The organism is Lactobacillus sp. PV034 (genome assembly GCF_014522305.1).
Taxonomy (GTDB): Bacteria; Bacillota; Bacilli; order Lactobacillales; family Lactobacillaceae; genus Lactobacillus.
Genome location: NZ_CP041982.1, coordinates 883,494 through 901,294, shown reverse-complemented (window position 1 = coordinate 901,294; position 17,801 = coordinate 883,494). Strand labels below are relative to the sequence as shown.

At 33.9% G+C, this 17,801-nt stretch carries 14 protein-coding genes and 1 other annotated feature; of the genes, 11 read left to right on the top strand and 3 right to left on the bottom strand.

The window, feature by feature from the left end; all coding sequences use genetic code 11:
- The first annotated feature begins 16 nt into the window (after nt 1–16).
- From ligA to FP432_RS04605, 9 genes are all read left to right on the top strand, one after another.
- The gene (gene ligA, locus FP432_RS04645; RefSeq protein ID WP_265488166.1) at nt 17–2,029 is read left to right on the top strand and encodes an NAD-dependent DNA ligase LigA; all 2,013 of its coding nucleotides are present in this window, start codon (nt 17–19) and stop codon (nt 2,027–2,029) included.
- A 15-nt stretch (nt 2,030–2,044) separates the two neighbouring features.
- A complete protein-coding gene (locus tag FP432_RS04640) occupies nt 2,045–3,184 on the top strand; it encodes a CamS family sex pheromone protein (protein ID WP_265488165.1) in 1,140 nt (379 codons plus the stop codon).
- Between the two features lie 10 nt (nt 3,185–3,194).
- Entirely contained in the window at nt 3,195–3,497 is a 303-nt protein-coding gene (gene gatC / locus FP432_RS04635) for an Asp-tRNA(Asn)/Glu-tRNA(Gln) amidotransferase subunit GatC (protein WP_265488164.1), read from the top strand.
- The gene (gene gatA / locus FP432_RS04630; protein WP_265488163.1) at nt 3,497–4,936 is read left to right on the top strand and encodes an Asp-tRNA(Asn)/Glu-tRNA(Gln) amidotransferase subunit GatA; all 1,440 of its coding nucleotides are present in this window, start codon (nt 3,497–3,499) and stop codon (nt 4,934–4,936) included. The genes gatC and gatA overlap by 1 nt, the downstream gene beginning before the upstream one ends.
- 3 nt (nt 4,937–4,939) lie before the next feature.
- Nucleotides 4,940–6,370 (top strand): Asp-tRNA(Asn)/Glu-tRNA(Gln) amidotransferase subunit GatB, encoded by a 1,431-nt coding sequence (gene gatB / locus FP432_RS04625; RefSeq protein WP_265488162.1) that lies wholly within the window; start codon nt 4,940–4,942, stop codon nt 6,368–6,370.
- 19 nt (nt 6,371–6,389) lie between these two features.
- Nucleotides 6,390–7,298 carry a diacylglycerol kinase gene (locus tag FP432_RS04620; RefSeq protein WP_265488161.1) on the top strand — a complete coding sequence of 303 codons (909 nt, stop codon included), beginning with the start codon at nt 6,390–6,392 and terminating at the stop codon, nt 7,296–7,298.
- A 95-nt stretch (nt 7,299–7,393) separates the two neighbouring features.
- Nucleotides 7,394–8,805 (top strand): IS3 family transposase gene (locus tag FP432_RS04615; RefSeq protein WP_265488160.1). Its coding sequence is split into 2 segments (ribosomal slippage): nt 7,394–7,874 and nt 7,874–8,805, totalling 1,413 coding nucleotides; the frame shifts between segments, so codons are not numbered across the junction.
- Nucleotides 8,806–8,956: 151 nt separating this feature from the next.
- Nucleotides 8,957–9,202, top strand: a binding site (T-box leader).
- Nucleotides 9,203–9,263: 61 nt separating this feature from the next.
- On the top strand, nt 9,264–10,640 hold the full coding sequence (gene brnQ / locus FP432_RS04610; protein ID WP_265488159.1) for a branched-chain amino acid transport system II carrier protein: 1,377 nt from the start codon (nt 9,264–9,266) through the stop codon (nt 10,638–10,640).
- A gap of 115 nt (nt 10,641–10,755) precedes the next feature.
- Nucleotides 10,756–11,193: a hypothetical protein gene (locus FP432_RS04605; RefSeq protein WP_265488158.1), complete on the top strand. Its 438-nt coding sequence runs from the start codon at nt 10,756–10,758 to the stop codon at nt 11,191–11,193.
- 286 nt (nt 11,194–11,479) lie between these two features.
- On the opposite strand, the gene FP432_RS04600 is transcribed toward FP432_RS04605, so the two are convergent.
- Nucleotides 11,480–11,944, bottom strand: a complete 465-nt coding sequence (locus tag FP432_RS04600) for a MarR family winged helix-turn-helix transcriptional regulator (RefSeq protein ID WP_265488157.1) — start codon at nt 11,942–11,944, stop codon at nt 11,480–11,482.
- 187 nt (nt 11,945–12,131) lie between these two features.
- Here FP432_RS04600 and FP432_RS04595 point away from each other — a divergent pair, with 187 nt between their 5' ends.
- Nucleotides 12,132–12,821, top strand: a complete 690-nt coding sequence (locus tag FP432_RS04595) for an ABC transporter ATP-binding protein (RefSeq protein ID WP_265488156.1) — start codon at nt 12,132–12,134, stop codon at nt 12,819–12,821.
- Between the two features lie 3 nt (nt 12,822–12,824).
- Nucleotides 12,825–15,077: an ABC transporter permease gene (locus FP432_RS04590; RefSeq protein ID WP_265488155.1), complete on the top strand. Its 2,253-nt coding sequence runs from the start codon at nt 12,825–12,827 to the stop codon at nt 15,075–15,077.
- 260 nt (nt 15,078–15,337) lie between these two features.
- Here FP432_RS04590 and FP432_RS04585 read toward each other — a convergent pair whose 3' ends face one another.
- The gene (locus FP432_RS04585; protein WP_265488154.1) at nt 15,338–16,048 is read right to left on the bottom strand and encodes a Bax inhibitor-1 family protein; all 711 of its coding nucleotides are present in this window, start codon (nt 16,046–16,048) and stop codon (nt 15,338–15,340) included.
- Nucleotides 16,049–16,153: 105 nt separating this feature from the next.
- A complete protein-coding gene (gene nhaC / locus FP432_RS04580; protein ID WP_265488153.1) occupies nt 16,154–17,527 on the bottom strand; it encodes a Na+/H+ antiporter NhaC in 1,374 nt (457 codons plus the stop codon).
- Between the last annotated feature and the right edge of the window lie 274 nt (nt 17,528–17,801).

Genomic DNA, 17,801 nt, shown 5'->3' with positions numbered 1-17,801 from the left:
TTAGAGGGGGTATTTTATGACTCAGTTATCACTTGAACAGGCGCAAGAAAAAGTTACAGCGCTAAGAGAACAGTTAAATAAATGGGCGGATGCCTACTATACTAAGGATGCCCCAGTAGTTGAAGATGCAACTTATGATAAAAGTTATAATGAGTTAGTTAAATTAGAAAAAGAATTTCCTAGCTTAGTTACTTCAGATTCCATTACTCAGCGTGTAGGGGGAGAAATTAAAAGTAGTTTCTCTAAAGTAGAACATGCTGTGCCAATGCTTTCAATGGGGGATGTGTTTTCAAAGGCTGAATTAAAAGAATTTGATGAGCGCATCCAAAAGGTAATTGGCCATCCAGTTGCTTATAATGCCGAATTAAAGATTGACGGTTTATCTTTGTCTTTAGAATATGAAGCAGGAAAATTAGTTAGAGCTTCTACTCGTGGGAATGGGACAGTAGGTGAAGATGTTACTGCCAATGCTCGCTTTATTAAAGATATTCCCCAAACCTTACCTGTACCTTTAACAACAGAAGTTAGAGGTGAGTGTTATATGGGGAAAGAATCGTTTGCTTTATTAAACAGCGAACGAGACGCTAAAGGTGAACAAGCTTTTGCTAATCCGCGTAATGCTGCAGCAGGTTCCTTGCGGCAATTAAATGCGCAGATTACCAAAAAAAGAGATTTAAGTACTTTTATTTATACGTGGGTAAATCCACCCAAAAATATTACCAGTCAACATCAAGCAATTGATGAATTGAATAAGTTAGGTTTTCATACTAATCAAACTGGTCGACGCTTTGAATCAATGGATGAAGTTTTTGATTTTATTGATGAATATACTGAAAAACGTAATAGTTTATCTTACGGAATTGATGGTATTGTTTTAAAAGTAGACGATTTAAGTTTACAAAATGACTTAGGAAATACAGTAAAGGTTCCGCGCTGGGAGATTGCTTATAAATTCCCACCTGAAGAACAAGAAACTATTGTGCGTGAGATAGTATGGACTGTAGGCCGTACGGGGGTTGTCACTCCAACTGCTATCATGGACCCTGTTCAATTAGCAGGAACGACTGTATCAAGAGCAGTTCTACATAATGAGGAGCTCTTGAAGCAAAAAGATGTGCGAATTGGCGATACAGTTAAGCTTCATAAGGCAGGAGATATTATTCCAGAAATATCTGAAGTAGTTTTATCTAAACGTCCTGCTGATAGCCAGCCTTATCAAATTCCAACTAAGTGCCCATCGTGTGGTGGAGAGTTAGTTCATTTAAAAGGCGAAGTGGCTTTAAGATGTGTCAATCCAATGTGTCCTGCTCAAGTGGAAGAGCGAATTACTCACTTTGCCTCAAGACAAGCGATGGATATTAGAGGACTAGGCCCCAAGATTGTTAAGCAACTAATTGATAAGGGCTTTGTTAAAGATGTAGCTGATCTTTATCATTTAAGTGCTGAGCAATTAGGTCAACTAGATCATTTTAAAGAAAAATCAATTGATAATCTGTTAACGTCGATTAATAATAGTAAAGAAAATTCTGTAGAATTATTACTTTTTGGTCTCGGAATTGATCATGTTGGAGCAAAAGCGGCGCGATTAATAGTCGAAAAATATAAAGACTTGGAAAAGATTATGAATTTAAGCGTGCCAGAACTCACAACTATCGATACAATAGGAGAGACGATTGCAGAATCAATGGTAGCTTATTTTGCTCAGCCACAAGCTCGAAAATTAATCCAAGAGTTAATGGATAGTGGCGTTAACATGGGCTATCTTGGCACTGATGAAGGTGAAATTACAGATAATTTCTTTAAAGATAAAACAGTGGTATTAACAGGAAAACTAGCTGATTTTACTAGAAGTGAATTTACGAAGAAATTACAAGCATTGGGGGCAAAAGTTACGAGTTCTGTCTCAAAGAAAACCGACTACTTGATCTATGGTGATGATGCAGGCTCGAAGTTGACGAAGGCTCAACAACTTGAAGTACCTTTATTAACTGAACAAGATGCAATTGCTCAAATGAATAAAAATAATTAAGAAGGACACAATAAGTTGAAAAAATTTTTAAAAATTTCGGCTATCTTAGGTGCTTTAATCACGTTAAGTGCCTGTGGTAATTTAAAAGATTCAGACTTAGCCAATAACCCGACCACTTCAACAAGCCAAAAGAAGAAGTACCAAACCACAAGTACCAATGATAATAGTTATAATGTCTTATTAAAAAATGGTAGATATTTAACTAGTCCTATCGCTGGCCTGACGGCAAATGATAATGACAATAATGTAGATGAACGGTCACTAGAATCTCAACTTATGAATTTATCTCATAATCAGTTTTCAACTGGTAAATATGTTTTCCAAGAAGGACAAGAGTTAAATCAAGCTACCGTGACAGATTGGTTAGGTAGATATTCAAAAAGTAATAAGCAAGGATTAAATCCAGAAAAAAGCAAAAAGGGAAAAGCTTATTCTCCTATAATTTTGGATCAGGTTTTAGAACAAGATTATCTTACAAAAAGTGGTTCAGGTTATAAGCTTGGTGGTATGAGTCTAGGACTAGCATTGAATTCAGTTGATTACTACAATAAAAAAGATGGTGGTGCGGAATACCAAGCGAAAATTTCTCGCGATAGGCAGGAGAGTTTTGGTAAAGAAGCGGCTGATAAAATAGTTAAACGAATTCGTAAACAAAAAGGGATGAAAAACATCCCAATCTTAATTGGTTTATTTAGTAAAACTTCAAAAGATTCACTTGTCGGAGGAAATTATTTTGCTTATGGCATTGCGAATGCAAATAGTAGTAAAATAAATCAATGGAAGACTGTTAATTATCGCAGTCAAATATTACCAGTTGTTGGTAATGAAAAAGCAATTAATTCATCTGATGCTACAGCATTCAGTGATTTTAAAGCGGCCATTCAAGATTACTTCCCTAATATTAGTGGAGTAACAGCTAATGTTCAGTACCAAAATGATAAATTAAGTCAGATGAACATTACAGTAACTACTCAATTTTATGGTTATGCACAAGTTGAAAGTTTTACTCGTTTAGTTGCATCCTCAGCTAAAAAGTATTTACCTACGAATGCACCAATTGAAATAAAAATCACGTCGGTAAATGATGTTCAGGCATTAATTGCGAAGAATTCAGCAGATGATGGTTACACAATCCACATCTTTGGCGGAGAATAGGAGGCAAATGGTGAAGATTACAAAAGAAGATATTAAGCACGTTGCGGGCTTATCAAGACTTGAATTTAGTGAAGATGAACTTGAAAAATTCACTGAACAAATGGGAGATATTATCAACATGGCTGACCAATTAGCTGAAGTTGATACTAAGGATGTACCAGAAACAGTCCAAGTTGTTGATCGTGATACTGTCTTTAGAGAAGATAAGCCAGAACTTTGGGAAACTAGAGAAGAATTAATGGAAAATGTTCCTGAAAAGGCTGACGGTTACATTAAAGTTCCTGTGATTATTGATAAGGATGATAATGCCTAATGAATTACTTAAATGAAAATATTGACTCATTACATAAAAAACTAAAAGATGGCGAGATAACTGCAGATCAATTAACTCAAGATACTCTCAAAGGTATTAAAGAGTTAGAACCAAAGCTTAATGCAATGATTACTGTTGTTGATGATGCCAAGCCAGCAGAAGATTTAGATTTATCAAATGAATTAGCTGGGATTCCAATTGCTATCAAGGACAACATCATTACTAATGGTATTAAGACTACTGCGGCAAGTCATATTCTTTACAATTACATGCCAGTTTATGATGCAACAGTTATTTCAAAGTTAAAAGATGCGCAAATGACTATTGTTGGTAAGGCTAACATGGATGAATTTGCAATGGGTTCATCAAGTGAAAATTCTTACTATGGTGCCCCAAAGAACCCATGGGACTTAACTAGAGTTACTGGTGGTTCATCTGGTGGTTCAGCTGCTGCTGTTGCCAGTGGTGAAGTTGTAGCCGCTCTTGGTTCAGATACTGGTGGTTCAGTAAGACAACCAGCTGCATTTAATGGTATTTTTGGTATTAAACCAACTTATGGTCGTGTTTCTCGTTGGGGATTAATTGCCTTTGCTTCCTCACTTGATCAAATTGGTGTGATGACTAAGCGTGCTGCTGATTCAGCTAAGATTTTAAATGTAATTGCAGGTAGCGATGAACATGATTCAACTGTTTCAGAAAAAGAAGTACCTGATTTTACTGCAGCTATTGGTAAAGATGTAAAGGGCTTACGCGTAGCAGTTCCTGAAGAATACTTTGGCGAAGGTGTTGAACCAGCAGTTAAAGATTTAATTAATGAACAAATCAAAATCTTAGAAGATAATGGTGCAATTATTAACAAGGTACAATTGCCACATACTAAATATGTTGTTCCGGATTACTACATCATTGCTTCTAGTGAAGCTTCATCAAACTTACAAAGATATGATGGTATCCGCTATGGTTACCGTGCTAAAGATGCTAAGAACTTACTAGATGTTTATGTAAAGTCAAGAAGTGAAGCTTTTGGTGATGAAGTTAAGCGTCGTATTATGTTAGGTACTTTTGCTTTATCTGCAGGTTCATATGATCGTTTCTTTAGACAAGCAGCTAAAGTAAGAACTTTAATTTGCGAAGACTTTGATAAGATTTTTGCAGAAAATGACGTAATTGTTGGACCAACTACACCAACTCCAGCATTTAAGATTGGTTCTTCAATTAAAGATCCACTTAAGATGTATGCAAATGATATTTTAACTATTTCTGCTAATATGGCTGGTATTCCTGCAGCCAGTGTTCCTGCTGGTTTGGTAGATGGCATGCCTGTTGGATTCCAAATTATGGCTAAGCGTTTTGATGAATCAAGCATTTTCCAAGTAGCTGATTTTATTGAACGTCAAAATAAATTCTATGAAAAAATACCAACTGGATTGGAGGACTAATTAATGAATTTTAAATCAACTATCGGTCTTGAAGTTCACTTTGAATTAAAGACTAAAAGTAAAATCTTCTCTCCATCACCAGTAAGTTATGGAGCACCTGCTAATACCAAAACTAATGTTATTGACTGGGCAATGCCTGGGGTATTACCTAAGTTAAATAAGGATGTTTACCGTTTAGGAATCATGGTTGCTTTAGCAACCCACTCACACATCCTTCCAACTACTCATTTTGATCGTAAGAACTACTTTTACCCTGATAACCCAAAGGCATATCAGATTACGCAGTTCTTCCAACCATTAGCTCGTGATGGTTATATTGAAGTTGAAGTTCGTGGTAAAAAGAAACGTATCGGTATTCATGAAATGCACATTGAAGAAGATGCCGGTAAAAACACTCACGGAACCAATGGTTATTCTTATGTTGACTTAAACCGTCAAGGGGTACCACTTCTTGAAGTTGTTTCTGAACCTGATATGGAAGATCCAGAAGAAGCTTACGCATATTTAACTAAGTTACGTCAAATTGTTCAATTTACTGGTGCTTCTGACGTTAAGATGGAAGAAGGATCAATGCGTGTTGATACTAACATTTCTATCCGTCCTGCTGGTCAAAAAGAATTGGGTAACAAGGTTGAAATGAAGAACTTGAACTCATTTGATCACGTACGTCGTTCACTTGCATATGAAGAACAACGTCAACAACAAGTTTTACTTTCTGGTGGTCGTGTTCAAGTATCAACTCGTCGTTTTGATGATGCTACTGGTAAGACTGTTTTGGAACGTATTAAGGAAGGGGACGCTGACTATCGTTACTTCCCAGAACCTGATATTGCTCCAGACCACATCAGTCAAGAATGGATTGATGAAATTGAGGCAAGTTTACCAGAATCACCTTTTGCACGTCGTAAACGCTATGTTGAAGAATATGGTATCAAAGAATATGATGCTGACGTTATTTTGCAAACTAAAGAATCAAGTGACTTTTATGATGCAACAGTAGCTGCTGGTGCGGATCCTAAGCTTGCTGCTAACTGGCTAAATACGCAAGTAAATGGATACTTGAACGAAGAACAAGTAGAAATCCAAGATATTAAGTTAACACCAGAAAACTTAGCTCAAATCATTAAAATGATTAAAGATGGAACTATTTCATCTAAGATTGCTAAGAAAGTCTTCAAGGAAAGTATTGAAAATGGTACTGAACCTAAGAAGTACGTTGAAGATAAGGGTATGGTTCAATTATCAGATCTTTCTGTTCTTGAACCAATGGTTAAGAAAGTTGTTGATAACAACCCACAATCTGTTGAAGACTTTAAGAATGGTAAGGATCGTGCTATTGGTTTCTTAGTTGGACAAATTATGAAAGAAACTCGTGGTAAGGCTAACCCTAAAGTTGTTAATGAATTATTAAATAAGGAATTACAAAGTCGCTAGTGGGAGAAAGGTGTAGGCTATGGTAAAGAAGGCGCGATTGATTTATAATCCTGTAGCTGGTCATGAACAAATGACTAATAGTGTTGCAGATATTTTAAATATTATGGAACAAGCAGGCTATGAAGCTAGTGCCTTCCGAACCAGTCCGGCGCCCTTATCTGCACAAAACGAGGCTAAGCGTGCTGCTTTAGAAGGCTTTGACTTAATAGTTGGTGCTGGTGGGGATGGGACAATTAATGAAGTTGTTAATGGTATTGCACCCCTAGAAAAACGTCCTAAAATGGCAGTTATTCCAGCTGGGACTACTAACGATTTTGCACGGGCATTAAAAATTCCCCGTGATGATTTAGTGGAGTCAGCTAAGGTTATTTTGAATGGTAAAACACAAAAAATGGATATTGGTAAAGCTGGCGATAAATATTTTATGAATATTGCCGCTAGTGGTTCATTGAGTGAAATTACTTATTCTGTACCTTCTGAAGCTAAATCTGTTTTAGGATATACTGCATATATTGTTAAAGGTGCAGAAATGTTACCTAAGATTAGCAATCAAAAAATGCGTTTAACCTATGATGATGGTGTATATGAGGGTAATCTATCTCTTTTCTTATTGGGGATGACTAATTCCATCGGAGGATTTGAGCGGATTATGCCAAATGCTCAATTGTCAGATGGTTTATTCCAATTAATTGTTGTGAAGACCGATCGAACAACTGAAATGGTCAAATTAATGGCTATGGCCTTAAGTGGTAAGCATGTTAATGATCCGAGAATTATTTATACCAAAACCAAGTCTCTAAAAGTAGAATTACTTGATGAAGACAAGAATGCCAAGGTACCAATCAATTTAGATGGTGAAATTGGTGGTTATTTGCCAATGGACTTTAAGAATTTAAAGCAACACATTGAATTCTATATTGGAGAATAATCTTGTTTAATAAAAACTAGAAAAGACGCTGAAAGTAAAAGTGAAGTGCCTCATAATTGTTAGACATAAATCTAACGATTATGAGGTATTTTTTTATGACTAAATATTCTAATGAATTTAAAATACAGATTGTTTCTGAATTCTTTGATCATCAAAATTCAATGACAGGATTAAGTAAAAAATACAATGTTCCTTTATCTATGGTGCGTACCTGGATTCATCAAACTGAAGAAAATGGCCTTGACTCTCTTAAAGTTAAACATAAGAAAATGATCTATTCTCCTGAGTTTAAGTTAAATGTGATACGCTACTACTTAAATAATCCTAATTTAGGAAAAATTCCAGTAGCTACCAAGTTCAATATAAACGTTTCTCAGGTTTACACTTGGGTTAAAAAATTTAAAAAAGAAGGTATGGCTGGATTACTTCCTAAGCAGAAAGGACGTCCATCTAAAATGCCTAAGAAAACTAAAAAGAAACAAGCTCAAAAGATAAAACTTAGCGAAAAACAAAAATATGAAGAAAAGATTATTAAGCAAGAAGCTGAGATAGAAAAATTAAAACTGGAGAATCTTGTCTTAAAAAAAGTGGCTGCCCGATATCCTCGTTATCCAACAAAGAAAAAACAAGATTAATCTTGGATATTCGGGCTGAACAACCACAAGTAAAGCTTCAAATACTATTAAGCTTACTTAATTTAAATAGAAAAACTTACTATGACAATAAAAATAATCGTCTTAATAAGCCTGATAAATATGCAAAGGTAAAAGAAAGAATTAAGGCTATTTATTATGGCGATGAAGGGCGCGAAACATATGGCTATCGCCCAATGTGGGGAGCATTACGAGATGAAGGTATTTATCTTGCTCAAGAAACAGTACGCAAATTAATGCGTATGTTAGGTATCAAAACTACTCTATATCATAAAAATACTGGTAAATATAGTTCTTATAAAGGTAGTGTGGGTAAGAAGGCACCCAATATCTTAAAGCAAAAATTTGATGAAAAAATTCCATATCGCGTTCTCCATACTGATGTAACAGAAGTTAAGTTGACCACAGGTAAAAAAGTATATATCTCCCCAGTAGTAGATGAAGCTTCCTTAGAAATATTAGCTTGTTGCACTAGCTACTCACCTGAAATGAAAACTATTTATCAAATGCTTGATGAACTGGAAGAAAAATTACCCAAAGATGCCAATCCAATCCTACATTCAGATCAAGGTTTTCAATATCAAAATGCTGGTTATCAAGCCCGTCTTAAAGAAATGAATATTACTCAAAGCATGTCTAGAAAAGGAAATTGTCATGATAATGCACCTGGAGAGACCATTTTCAATCTTTTAAAACGTGAGCGACTTAATAGAGAAAAGATTAGCACCTTAGAAGAAATGAAAGAAATCTTAAAGGATTATATATATTGGTTCAACAATATCAGACGTTCAAACAAACTAAAATACACGACTCCTGTAAAATACAGAAATCGTGTATTAGCAAATAATATTTAAATTTTTATAAATGTCTAACTTTTTTGTAGCACTTCAAAAGATCTTTTGGCGTCTTTTCTGTATACTTAAAAATTTAAAAATAAAAAATTAAATTTTGTCTTGACATTACTATAGAAATAATTAAAATAATTATTAACAAAGTTAAATTAATATGAAAACAAAGAGAAAGAAGAGTAACTTATTCTTAATTAACAGCGAGTCTTGTTAGGTGGAAGAAGATAAATTTTAAGTTTAAGTGAAAATCACTTTCGAGTTCTATTTCTTAATAGGTTAGTAAGAAATAGTGGGAGCACCCATTACAGTGTCAGCGTATCGCTATTGTGTAGCCGTACGTGGAAGGTATTGTTAGTAATAGCAATATAAATAAAGGGTGGTACCACGCTCGAGCGTCCCTCAATCAACTTAGGTTGGTTGAGGGACTTTTTTTGTTCTCGTAAATATTTTTGGGAGGAAGAAAAATGAAAGACCAAAAATCTCGTAAGTTATCTTGGAAGCAATATCTAGTTGTTGCGTCCCTATTATTTGGACTATTTTTTGGAGCCGGAAACTTAATTTTTCCACTTCATTTGGGTCAATTAGCAGGTTCAAATTGGGGAACAGCAGCTGTTGGATTTTTGATCACTGGTGTCTTGTTACCATTACTATCTGTTTTAGCGGTGGCAATCACACGTGCAAATGGTGTCTATGATATTGGTAAACCACTAGGAGCCACTTTTGCAGTAGTATTTATGGTTTTAATTCACGCAACAATCGGGCCTTTATTTGGTACTCCAAGAACCGCAACTGTTTCATTTACAGTTGGAGTGGCCCCATTCGTTCCTAAAAATATGCAAACTGTTGCCTTATTAGTATTTTCTGCTTTATTCTTTTTAGCAGCCTTTGCCTTTTCTTATCATGAAAATGACATTTTATCTAATGTCGGTAAAGTGTTAAACCCTCTATTTTTAGCCCTTTTATTTTTAGTATTTGTTGTTGCTTTTGCCAATCCCTTAGGTAACCCGCAAGTGGCTCCTGTAACTGCTGCCTATAAGCATTCAGCTTTAGTGAATGGTTTCTTAGAAGGATATAACACAATGGATGCCTTAGCTGGTCTAGCCTTTGGCGTTACCGTTGTTACTGCTGTTCGTTCAATGGGACAAAAGAGTGCTAAGAGCGTATCTAAAGTTGTTGCCAAATCTGGTGTTCTTGCAGTTAGTGCAATCGGATTAATCTACTTATTATTAATCTTGATGGGTGCAATGTCTTTAGGTCATTTTAAAGTCTCAGATAATGGTGGAGTAGCCTTTAGTCAAATCGTTAACCAATACGCTGGCATCTTCGGACAAGCTTTACTTGCTGTTTTATTAACAATTACTTGTTTAACTACTGCCGTAGGATTGGTTGCAGCGTTTGCTCAAGATTTTCACAAACATTTTCCAAAGGTTAGCTATCATGCCTGGCTTGCACTTAGCTGTGGTGCTTCATTCTTAACTGCAAACTTTGGGTTAGATCAAATCATCGCTTGGTCTACTCCAATGTTAATGTTCTTATATCCATTATCAATGGTTTTGATCCTTTTATCTGTCTTTTCACCATTATTTAATAAAGATGGTGTTGTATATTTCTTCGTAATCGTCTTTACTGTTGTACCAGCATTAGGAGATATGGTAGTCGCATTTCCAAGTGTAGTAAGTCAAAGCGCTTTTGGCTTAACTGTAGCACATTTAAGAAGTAGTTTACCATTAGCTAATATGGGATTATCCTGGTTAGTTCCAGCTTTGGTTGGAGCAGTAATTGGACTAGCCGTACACTATGTAAGAAGAAAAAGAGTTTCAAGCTTTGTTGTAGAAGAATAAATTTTAGCTTTATCAATCAGTAATAAATTAAAAATATAGTAGATTTGCCCAGTTGACTTAGGTATACTTTTAAAATAAGTAAGTATGTTATAAGCGAAAGAAAGGGTATAAGTAAGTGAAATTTTTAATTTTTATAATTGCTATAGTTATTGCTTTGATAGTAATTTCTGTTTTAATTGATGCACAGAAAAGTAAGAAACGTTTTGCAGAGTTTAAAGTATCAGATAGACTATTCGATACTGTCGATATGCTCTATATAATAGTTGATGAACTAGATGATGAAAAAATAAAACAAGAGATTAATGAAAAAGTAGATTCTTTACGTCCACAGTGTCAAGAATTGGCTAAGTTGAAACAAAGTGGTGTAGAAAATTATATTGAAGAAAAAATTGGTAAAAATTCTGAAGGTGAAGAAATTTACCTTCCTTTAGAAGTTAAGCCAAACCTAACTTCTGATCAAGAAACACAAGCAAAAGAATATATTAAAAAATATAATCATATTTTAGATACCTTAAAACAATGCATGACAGCCACTGAAAAAGCCGACCAATAAAGGTCGGCTTTTTTTGCTATTATTAATTAAAAATAATTTCTTGGTTGATTGTAAAATTAACTTGAACTCTTTATATTCTATTATGAATCAAGTTACGGAAATATTTTAATTTATAATGCCAGTTTAAAAAGGCGATGAATTTAAATTTTATTCATCGTCTTTTTGTTCTTAAAATTAACATTTAATTATTAAGTATATTAATTATTCTAGTTTCAATTTTTCATTCTTTAGTTCATTCTAATTTTAAAGTAATGACATTAACGGGACTTACTAAAATAAAGGATATCTATTTTTCTTTGTAATATCTTCTCTGTATTTTAGAAAGACTATCTGTGCCCTTTAGGTATTCACTGAGAATGGCTATTAATTCATCGACTTGAGTTGAATCATTGATTTTTTTTTCAATAATCCTATTAAACTTTTCATTAGCAGCATTTATTTTAGGAATTAATTTTTTTCCTTGGGAAGTTAAATCAATTAAACTAACTCTTTTATCTGTTTCGTCAATTTTTTTAATCAATAGTTTCTTTTTAATTAAAGATTGTACTAATCTACTAGGAGATTTTTTTTCACAAATTAGTAAATTACCTAATTCTTTTAAAGACATTGCACCGTATGAGTTTAGTATAGTTATTACTTCAACTTGATTTGATGTTAATTCTAAATCTTTAAGTAAATTATTAAAAACATATAATGATTCACGTTCACAACTTTTGATTAAAAATCTTAAAATTTCAATTTTTTTATCCATTTATCACACACTCTCTAAACGTATTTCTTGTAGGAATAATTTTATATTACTAATTTAGTTGATGCAATTCTAGACTAAAATCTATTGACATCATAAAATACATGGCATATCATACATTACATAAAATACATGATATGTCATGTATTTTAAAAATAACTATCTAATTAAGAAGAGGAAAGTTGATCTAATGATTGAATTTGAAAAAATTGATAAAGAATATCACGTTGGTGACCAAGTAGTGAAGGCTCTTCATGAAGTGAGTTTTAAGATAGAACAAGGAAAATTAACGATAATTTTAGGACCGTCTGGTTCAGGAAAAAGTACGTTGTTAAATATTTTAGGTGGTATGGACAGACCAACTAGAGGGGCAGTTAAGTTTAATGATCAATTAGTTTCTAAGTTAAATGATCATGAATTAACGGATTATAGAAGAAAAGTAGTTGGCTTTGTTTTTCAATTTTATAATTTGATTCCGAGTTTAACTGCACTAGAAAATGTTGCAATTGCGGCACAATTAAATAATAACGATCATCAGGCAGAAGATTACTTAAGTCAAGTTGGATTGTCTGAGCGGCTCAATAATTTTCCTAACCAAATGTCTGGCGGTGAAATGCAGAGAGTTTCGATTGCAAGAGCTTTATCAAAAAAGCCAAAATTATTATTATGTGATGAACCTACGGGAGCTTTAGATTCAAAAACGAGCATAAAAATTATGAAAATACTGCAGGATATTTCTAAATCAAGTGAGACTGCTGTAGTAATGGTGACCCATAATCCAAAATTTGAACAGTATGCAGATCATGTTATTAGACTAAAAGATGGTCAAATAGAAAAGATATATGGTAATAAAAGTCCGAAAATTGTGGAGAAAGTTTAACAAATGAAATTATTAAATCGTAAATTATTTCGAGATATAAGCCATAATTGGGCTCAATTTATGTCGGTCTTTTTAATGGCTGCACTGTCTATTATTGTATTTGTCGGTTTACAAGGGGCGTGGCATGGATTACAGGAAAGCTTAAATAGTTACTTAACAAAAAATAATTTACCTAATTATTGGATTCAGGGAAGTTATATTACTAAAGATGACAAAAGTAAGTTAAAAGATATTTCAGGTATAAAAAAATTAAGTTTTGGAACTAGGTTACAAGTTAAGCAGGATAACCATTATCTAATTATCGATTCATTTCAAAAACCGCTAATTAAGTTATACCGGGTAAAAGGCGAAAAATACAATAGCCAGAGTGAGAATGGAATATGGATTAATAAAGAATATGCTAGAGCTCATTCTTTAAAAGTTGGAGATAATTTATCATTAACCTATACCAATCAAAACTTACATTTAAAAGTAAGAGGTATTGTCCAAAGTCCTAGTCGAATATATTTCACTGGAACGCAGGAGTTTATTGCTCCTAACTATTCTAATTATGGTTATGCTTATGTTTCACCTAAAGCTCTAAGAAAAGTATTTAATTATAAAGGACCTCAAAATATTGTTGAGATTGATGGAAAGCATAAAAATTTTAGAAAAGAAATAGAGAAAATATTTGGTGCTAGATTATTAACATATTATAATCGACACACTTTACCAGATGTTTCTACGGCAATAGAAAGAGTTGGAGAAATTAAGAACCTTTCGTATATGTTCTCCTTTATTTTCCTTTTGTTGGCAATTTTGGCAATGTATACTACAATTAGACGCCTGATTACTAGCCAAACAGAGGAAATAGCTACTTTGAAGGCCTTAGGATTTTCAAATTTTAGAATTCAAATTCATTATGCAAGTTTTGGCTTGCTAGTGGGTAGTCTTGGAACAATTGTTGGTGCTTTAGTGGCTCCACTAATTTCTTGGTATGTTTTATCATCACAAAAGAATATGTTTTCTCTTCCTAGTTGGCAGGTTTCATATAGTTTTTCTGCCTGGATGGTAATGATATTGGTCATTTTAATTTGCGTTTTCTCTGCATATTTAGCAGCTAGGAGTGGATCAAAAGGAGTACCTGCTCTTTATCTGAGGGGAAATGAAGAAACAAAAGCAAAAAAAATATGGCTTGAGCACTGGAAAAATCTGTGGAAACACTTACCATATTCTGGACGCTGGGCTATTAGAGATGCTTTTATCAATCGTACAAGAACATTAATGGGAATTATTGGTGTAGCTGGTGGCATGATGTTAACAATTGCTGGAATTGGTATGCCACAGTCGATGACACATCTTGTGGATAAAGCATATAATACAGACTTTTCGTATAATAAACGACTGTATGTTAATAATTATGAATCATATTCAAGGACACATCCTCAAGCTAAGCAATGGGTACAAATTAGTCAGGCTCATTTTTCACCCGATGATGGCTATAATAGATTATTAATTATAGTTGATAAGGGTGATTACGTTAATATGAAAACAACAAATGGCATGGGTATTAAGAATGGTGGCTTGTATGTGACTCAAGGATTTGCAAAGAGGGCAAATATTAAAAAAGGCGACAATTTAAAGGTTAGAACTTTTGGAAGTAATAAGCAATATTCTTTCAAAGTTAAAGGTATTATCACTACAGAAACTAATCAAGGTGCCTATATAACTGCCCATACTTGGCAGAAAGCTAAAGGATTTTACCAGCCAACAACATTACTAGTTGGTAAGAATTATAAATATCATAAACAAGATATTAATTCAACAATTTCCATTAATGAACAAAAAAAGAATGCATATAATTTTGTAAATAGCCTAATGAGTATTTTCGCTTTAATTATTATATTTGGTGCATTATTAATTATTATCGTTCTTTATAATTTAGGATCATTAAGTTTTGTCGAAAAAATGAGAGACTATGCAACTTTGCGTGTACTGGGAATACATAAGAGAGAATTACGTAGATTAACACTTATTGAGAATTTGATTACTACTTTTATTGGTTGGCTAATAGGTATACCGGCTGGAATATGGTTCTTAGGACAGTACGTTAAAACATTTTCAACTATTAATTTGGAATATACAAGATATTATAACTGGGAAACTATTGTAATTGCATCTTTATTCGTATGGATTTGTTCGTTATCAACCACTTTATTTATTAGTCGTAGAATTAAGAACATTGATATGGTACAAGCTTTAAAAGGTGTGGAGTAACTAAAAATCACTTACTAATTAATATTTAAAAATTGGTAAGTGATTTTTCTTTTGTCAAAGTTTAATTAAAAAGTTTTGGTTTATTATTGACTGTAAGAGAAATAGTAATGCAGTTTTGTATAAACCAGGATTATTTAATTTATTTGCAGAGTTAAGATATTTTTGTAAAAAATTTAATACGTAAATTACAATAATAAATTACGATAAGAAAAACCTCGAGATTCAAAATACAAATCTCGAGGTTTTATTAGTATTTAAGTTTAGTTGCGGTCACTAAAACCGAAAATTTCTAAGAATTGGAGGAACAAGTTAATGAAATCTAGATATAACATTAAAGCACCTTGAACGGCCAATCCAGTAGTAGAAACTTCATTACCATATTGGAGGTAAAGCTTTTTCATTTGTTGAGCATCCCAAGCAGTTAAAATGGTAAAGATAATTACTGCAATAAATGAAAAGACGTAGTCAACCATTGGGTTTCTGAGGAACATATTAATGATCCAAGCTACGATTAAACCAATTAAAGCTGCTGAAGCATAAGAACCTAGGTTTGAGAGATTCTTTTTAGTCACAGTACCAATAACTGCCATTGTGATAAAGACAGCAGCTGATGAAAGAAAGGCAGCTGCAATGTCGGCACCAGTATAAGCTGAAGCAATAACGGCAAAGGTAATGCCATAAGCAATTGCTGTTATCATAAGCATGACAAAACTAGCAACGGGATTACGAGTAGCTTTAAAGCTTATTCCAATAGTTAAAGCAAAAGGTAATAATAATAGAAGCCACACACTCCAAGAATGGGATAAAAAGCGACTCATTGGTACAGCAAATACAGTCATTGTTAAGTAAGCAGTGAGAGCAGAAACAAAGACTGCTAAGGTCATAATACCGTACATTTTACTTAAAAACTTATTTAGAGCAGCATTGTCAACGATTTGACGGTGCTCAGATTGATTGGAAAAATTATCCATTTTACAACCTCTTTCTAAATACAATTATTTTATACAAGAGAATATTAAACTTTTACATATTACTAGTATAAGGAAAAAGAAGTAATAAAGCTATCTTATTAAACCTTACTTATTTTTTTTGTTCCACTTTAAACCAATACCAGTTACTCCAGATAAAATAGAAAAGACTGGTGAAAGTAGACTAAAGAAGGTAAATGGGATAAAGTCAAGCACGGGCACTCCTAAAGTTGATGCCGCAAATGATCCGGCAACGCCCCAAGGAATTAGGTAGTTGATAACACTACCACCATCTTCTAAGACACGGCTTAGTGCTAAGGAAGATAAGCCCATTTTGTCGTAAGCCTGTTTAAAAGCACGTCCTGGTAAAATTACTGAAAGGTATTGCTCACCAACGAAAAGGTTGATACAAATCCCGGAAAGAATAGTGGTAATAACCAAGCGACCTGGCTTTTTCAAATGGTCAACAAGTGGCTTCATTGCATTTTGTACCACTTCAAATTTCATCAGTAATCCACCTAAAGAAAGAGTAGAAATAATCAAGGCCACTGTGCCCATCATGCTAGAAATTCCACCACGAGTTAATAAAAGGTTAACAGATTTATCAGAAGTTTTAGCTACAAAACCATTCATTATAATATCGTTTAAAGCAGTAATAGATTGATGAGGATTTTGAATAAAAATCATAACTACACTCAAAACAATATTAAGGAATAAGGTAGGAATTGCAGGGATTTTACGCCAAGCACAGTAAATCATCAATAGGATTGGTGCAATGGCCCACCAACTAATAGAGAAGTTACTTTGTAAAATATGAACTGTACGTTGAATTTTTGAAGCATGCATCTGGCCACTATTTCCCAAAAACCAGAAAAGAATTAAAGAAACAATGAAGGCAGGGATAGTAGACCACATCATATTTTTAATATGGGCAAATAGTTCACTTTCAGCTACCGCAGAAGAAAGGTTAGTAGAATCAGATAAAGGAGACATTTTATCACCAAAAACTGCTCCAGAAATAATTGCACCAGCCATTAAAGCAGGATTCAGATTCATACTTACGCCAATTCCAAACAGAGCAATTCCAACGGTAGAAATAGTCGTAAAACCACTACCGATTGCTGTACCAACAATAGCACAAACGATGAATACTGAAGGAACAAAGAATTGACCGTTAATTAGTTTGAATCCGGCAACCATAATTGAAGGGATAATTCCGGCTTTAATCCATAACCCAATTAAGGCGCCAATTAGGATAAAAATAAAGATTGGAATAATGGCGACGCTAATTCCCTCTTTCACTCCATCTTGGATTTCTGTCCATGAGGCACCTCTAAATTTTGCCCAGAAAATTAATAAACAGACAGTGAATAAGACGGGTACTTCTGGCATTAAGCCGAGTTTAATTACTGACCAACCTAAGATGATTAGTAAAATAGCCAAAATGGTGAGAGCTTCACCAAAAGAGACTTTCTTTTTCATTTTTAGTCCTCCTTAATAAAAAAGTCCCGTTGAAATTAATCAACGGGACGATTGAAATCGCGGTACCACCCAAATTCAAGCACAAGACTCGATCTCTACAGAAGATAACGGTTCTGTTAGTACCGATAAATGTAATTTAATCGCTGTAATTCAGAATTCTTTGCCTGACTGGTTCGCACATCCCCACCAGCTCTCTGACGCCTAACAAAGCTCCTACTAGGACGATTGATTTATGTTAATCAACATAATAGCAAGAGAGAAATTTGGTGTCAAT

Bases quoted from the DNA above. Each gene is read 5' to 3' on its own strand.
- brnQ (WP_265488159.1), top strand. From the start codon at position 9,264: ATGAAAGACCAAAAATCTCGTAAGTTATCTTGGAAGCAATATCTAGTT.
- nhaC (WP_265488153.1), bottom strand. From the start codon at position 17,527: ATGAAAAAGAAAGTCTCTTTTGGTGAAGCTCTCACCATTTTGGCTATT.
- FP432_RS04590 (WP_265488155.1), top strand. From the start codon at position 12,825: ATGAAATTATTAAATCGTAAATTATTTCGAGATATAAGCCATAATTGG.
- gatA (WP_265488163.1), top strand. From the start codon at position 3,497: ATGAATTACTTAAATGAAAATATTGACTCATTACATAAAAAACTAAAA.
- FP432_RS04595 (WP_265488156.1), top strand. From the start codon at position 12,132: ATGATTGAATTTGAAAAAATTGATAAAGAATATCACGTTGGTGACCAA.
- ligA (WP_265488166.1), top strand. From the start codon at position 17: ATGACTCAGTTATCACTTGAACAGGCGCAAGAAAAAGTTACAGCGCTA.
- FP432_RS04600 (WP_265488157.1), bottom strand. From the start codon at position 11,944: ATGGATAAAAAAATTGAAATTTTAAGATTTTTAATCAAAAGTTGTGAA.
- gatB (WP_265488162.1), top strand. From the start codon at position 4,940: ATGAATTTTAAATCAACTATCGGTCTTGAAGTTCACTTTGAATTAAAG.
- FP432_RS04620 (WP_265488161.1), top strand. From the start codon at position 6,390: ATGGTAAAGAAGGCGCGATTGATTTATAATCCTGTAGCTGGTCATGAA.
- FP432_RS04585 (WP_265488154.1), bottom strand. From the start codon at position 16,048: ATGGATAATTTTTCCAATCAATCTGAGCACCGTCAAATCGTTGACAAT.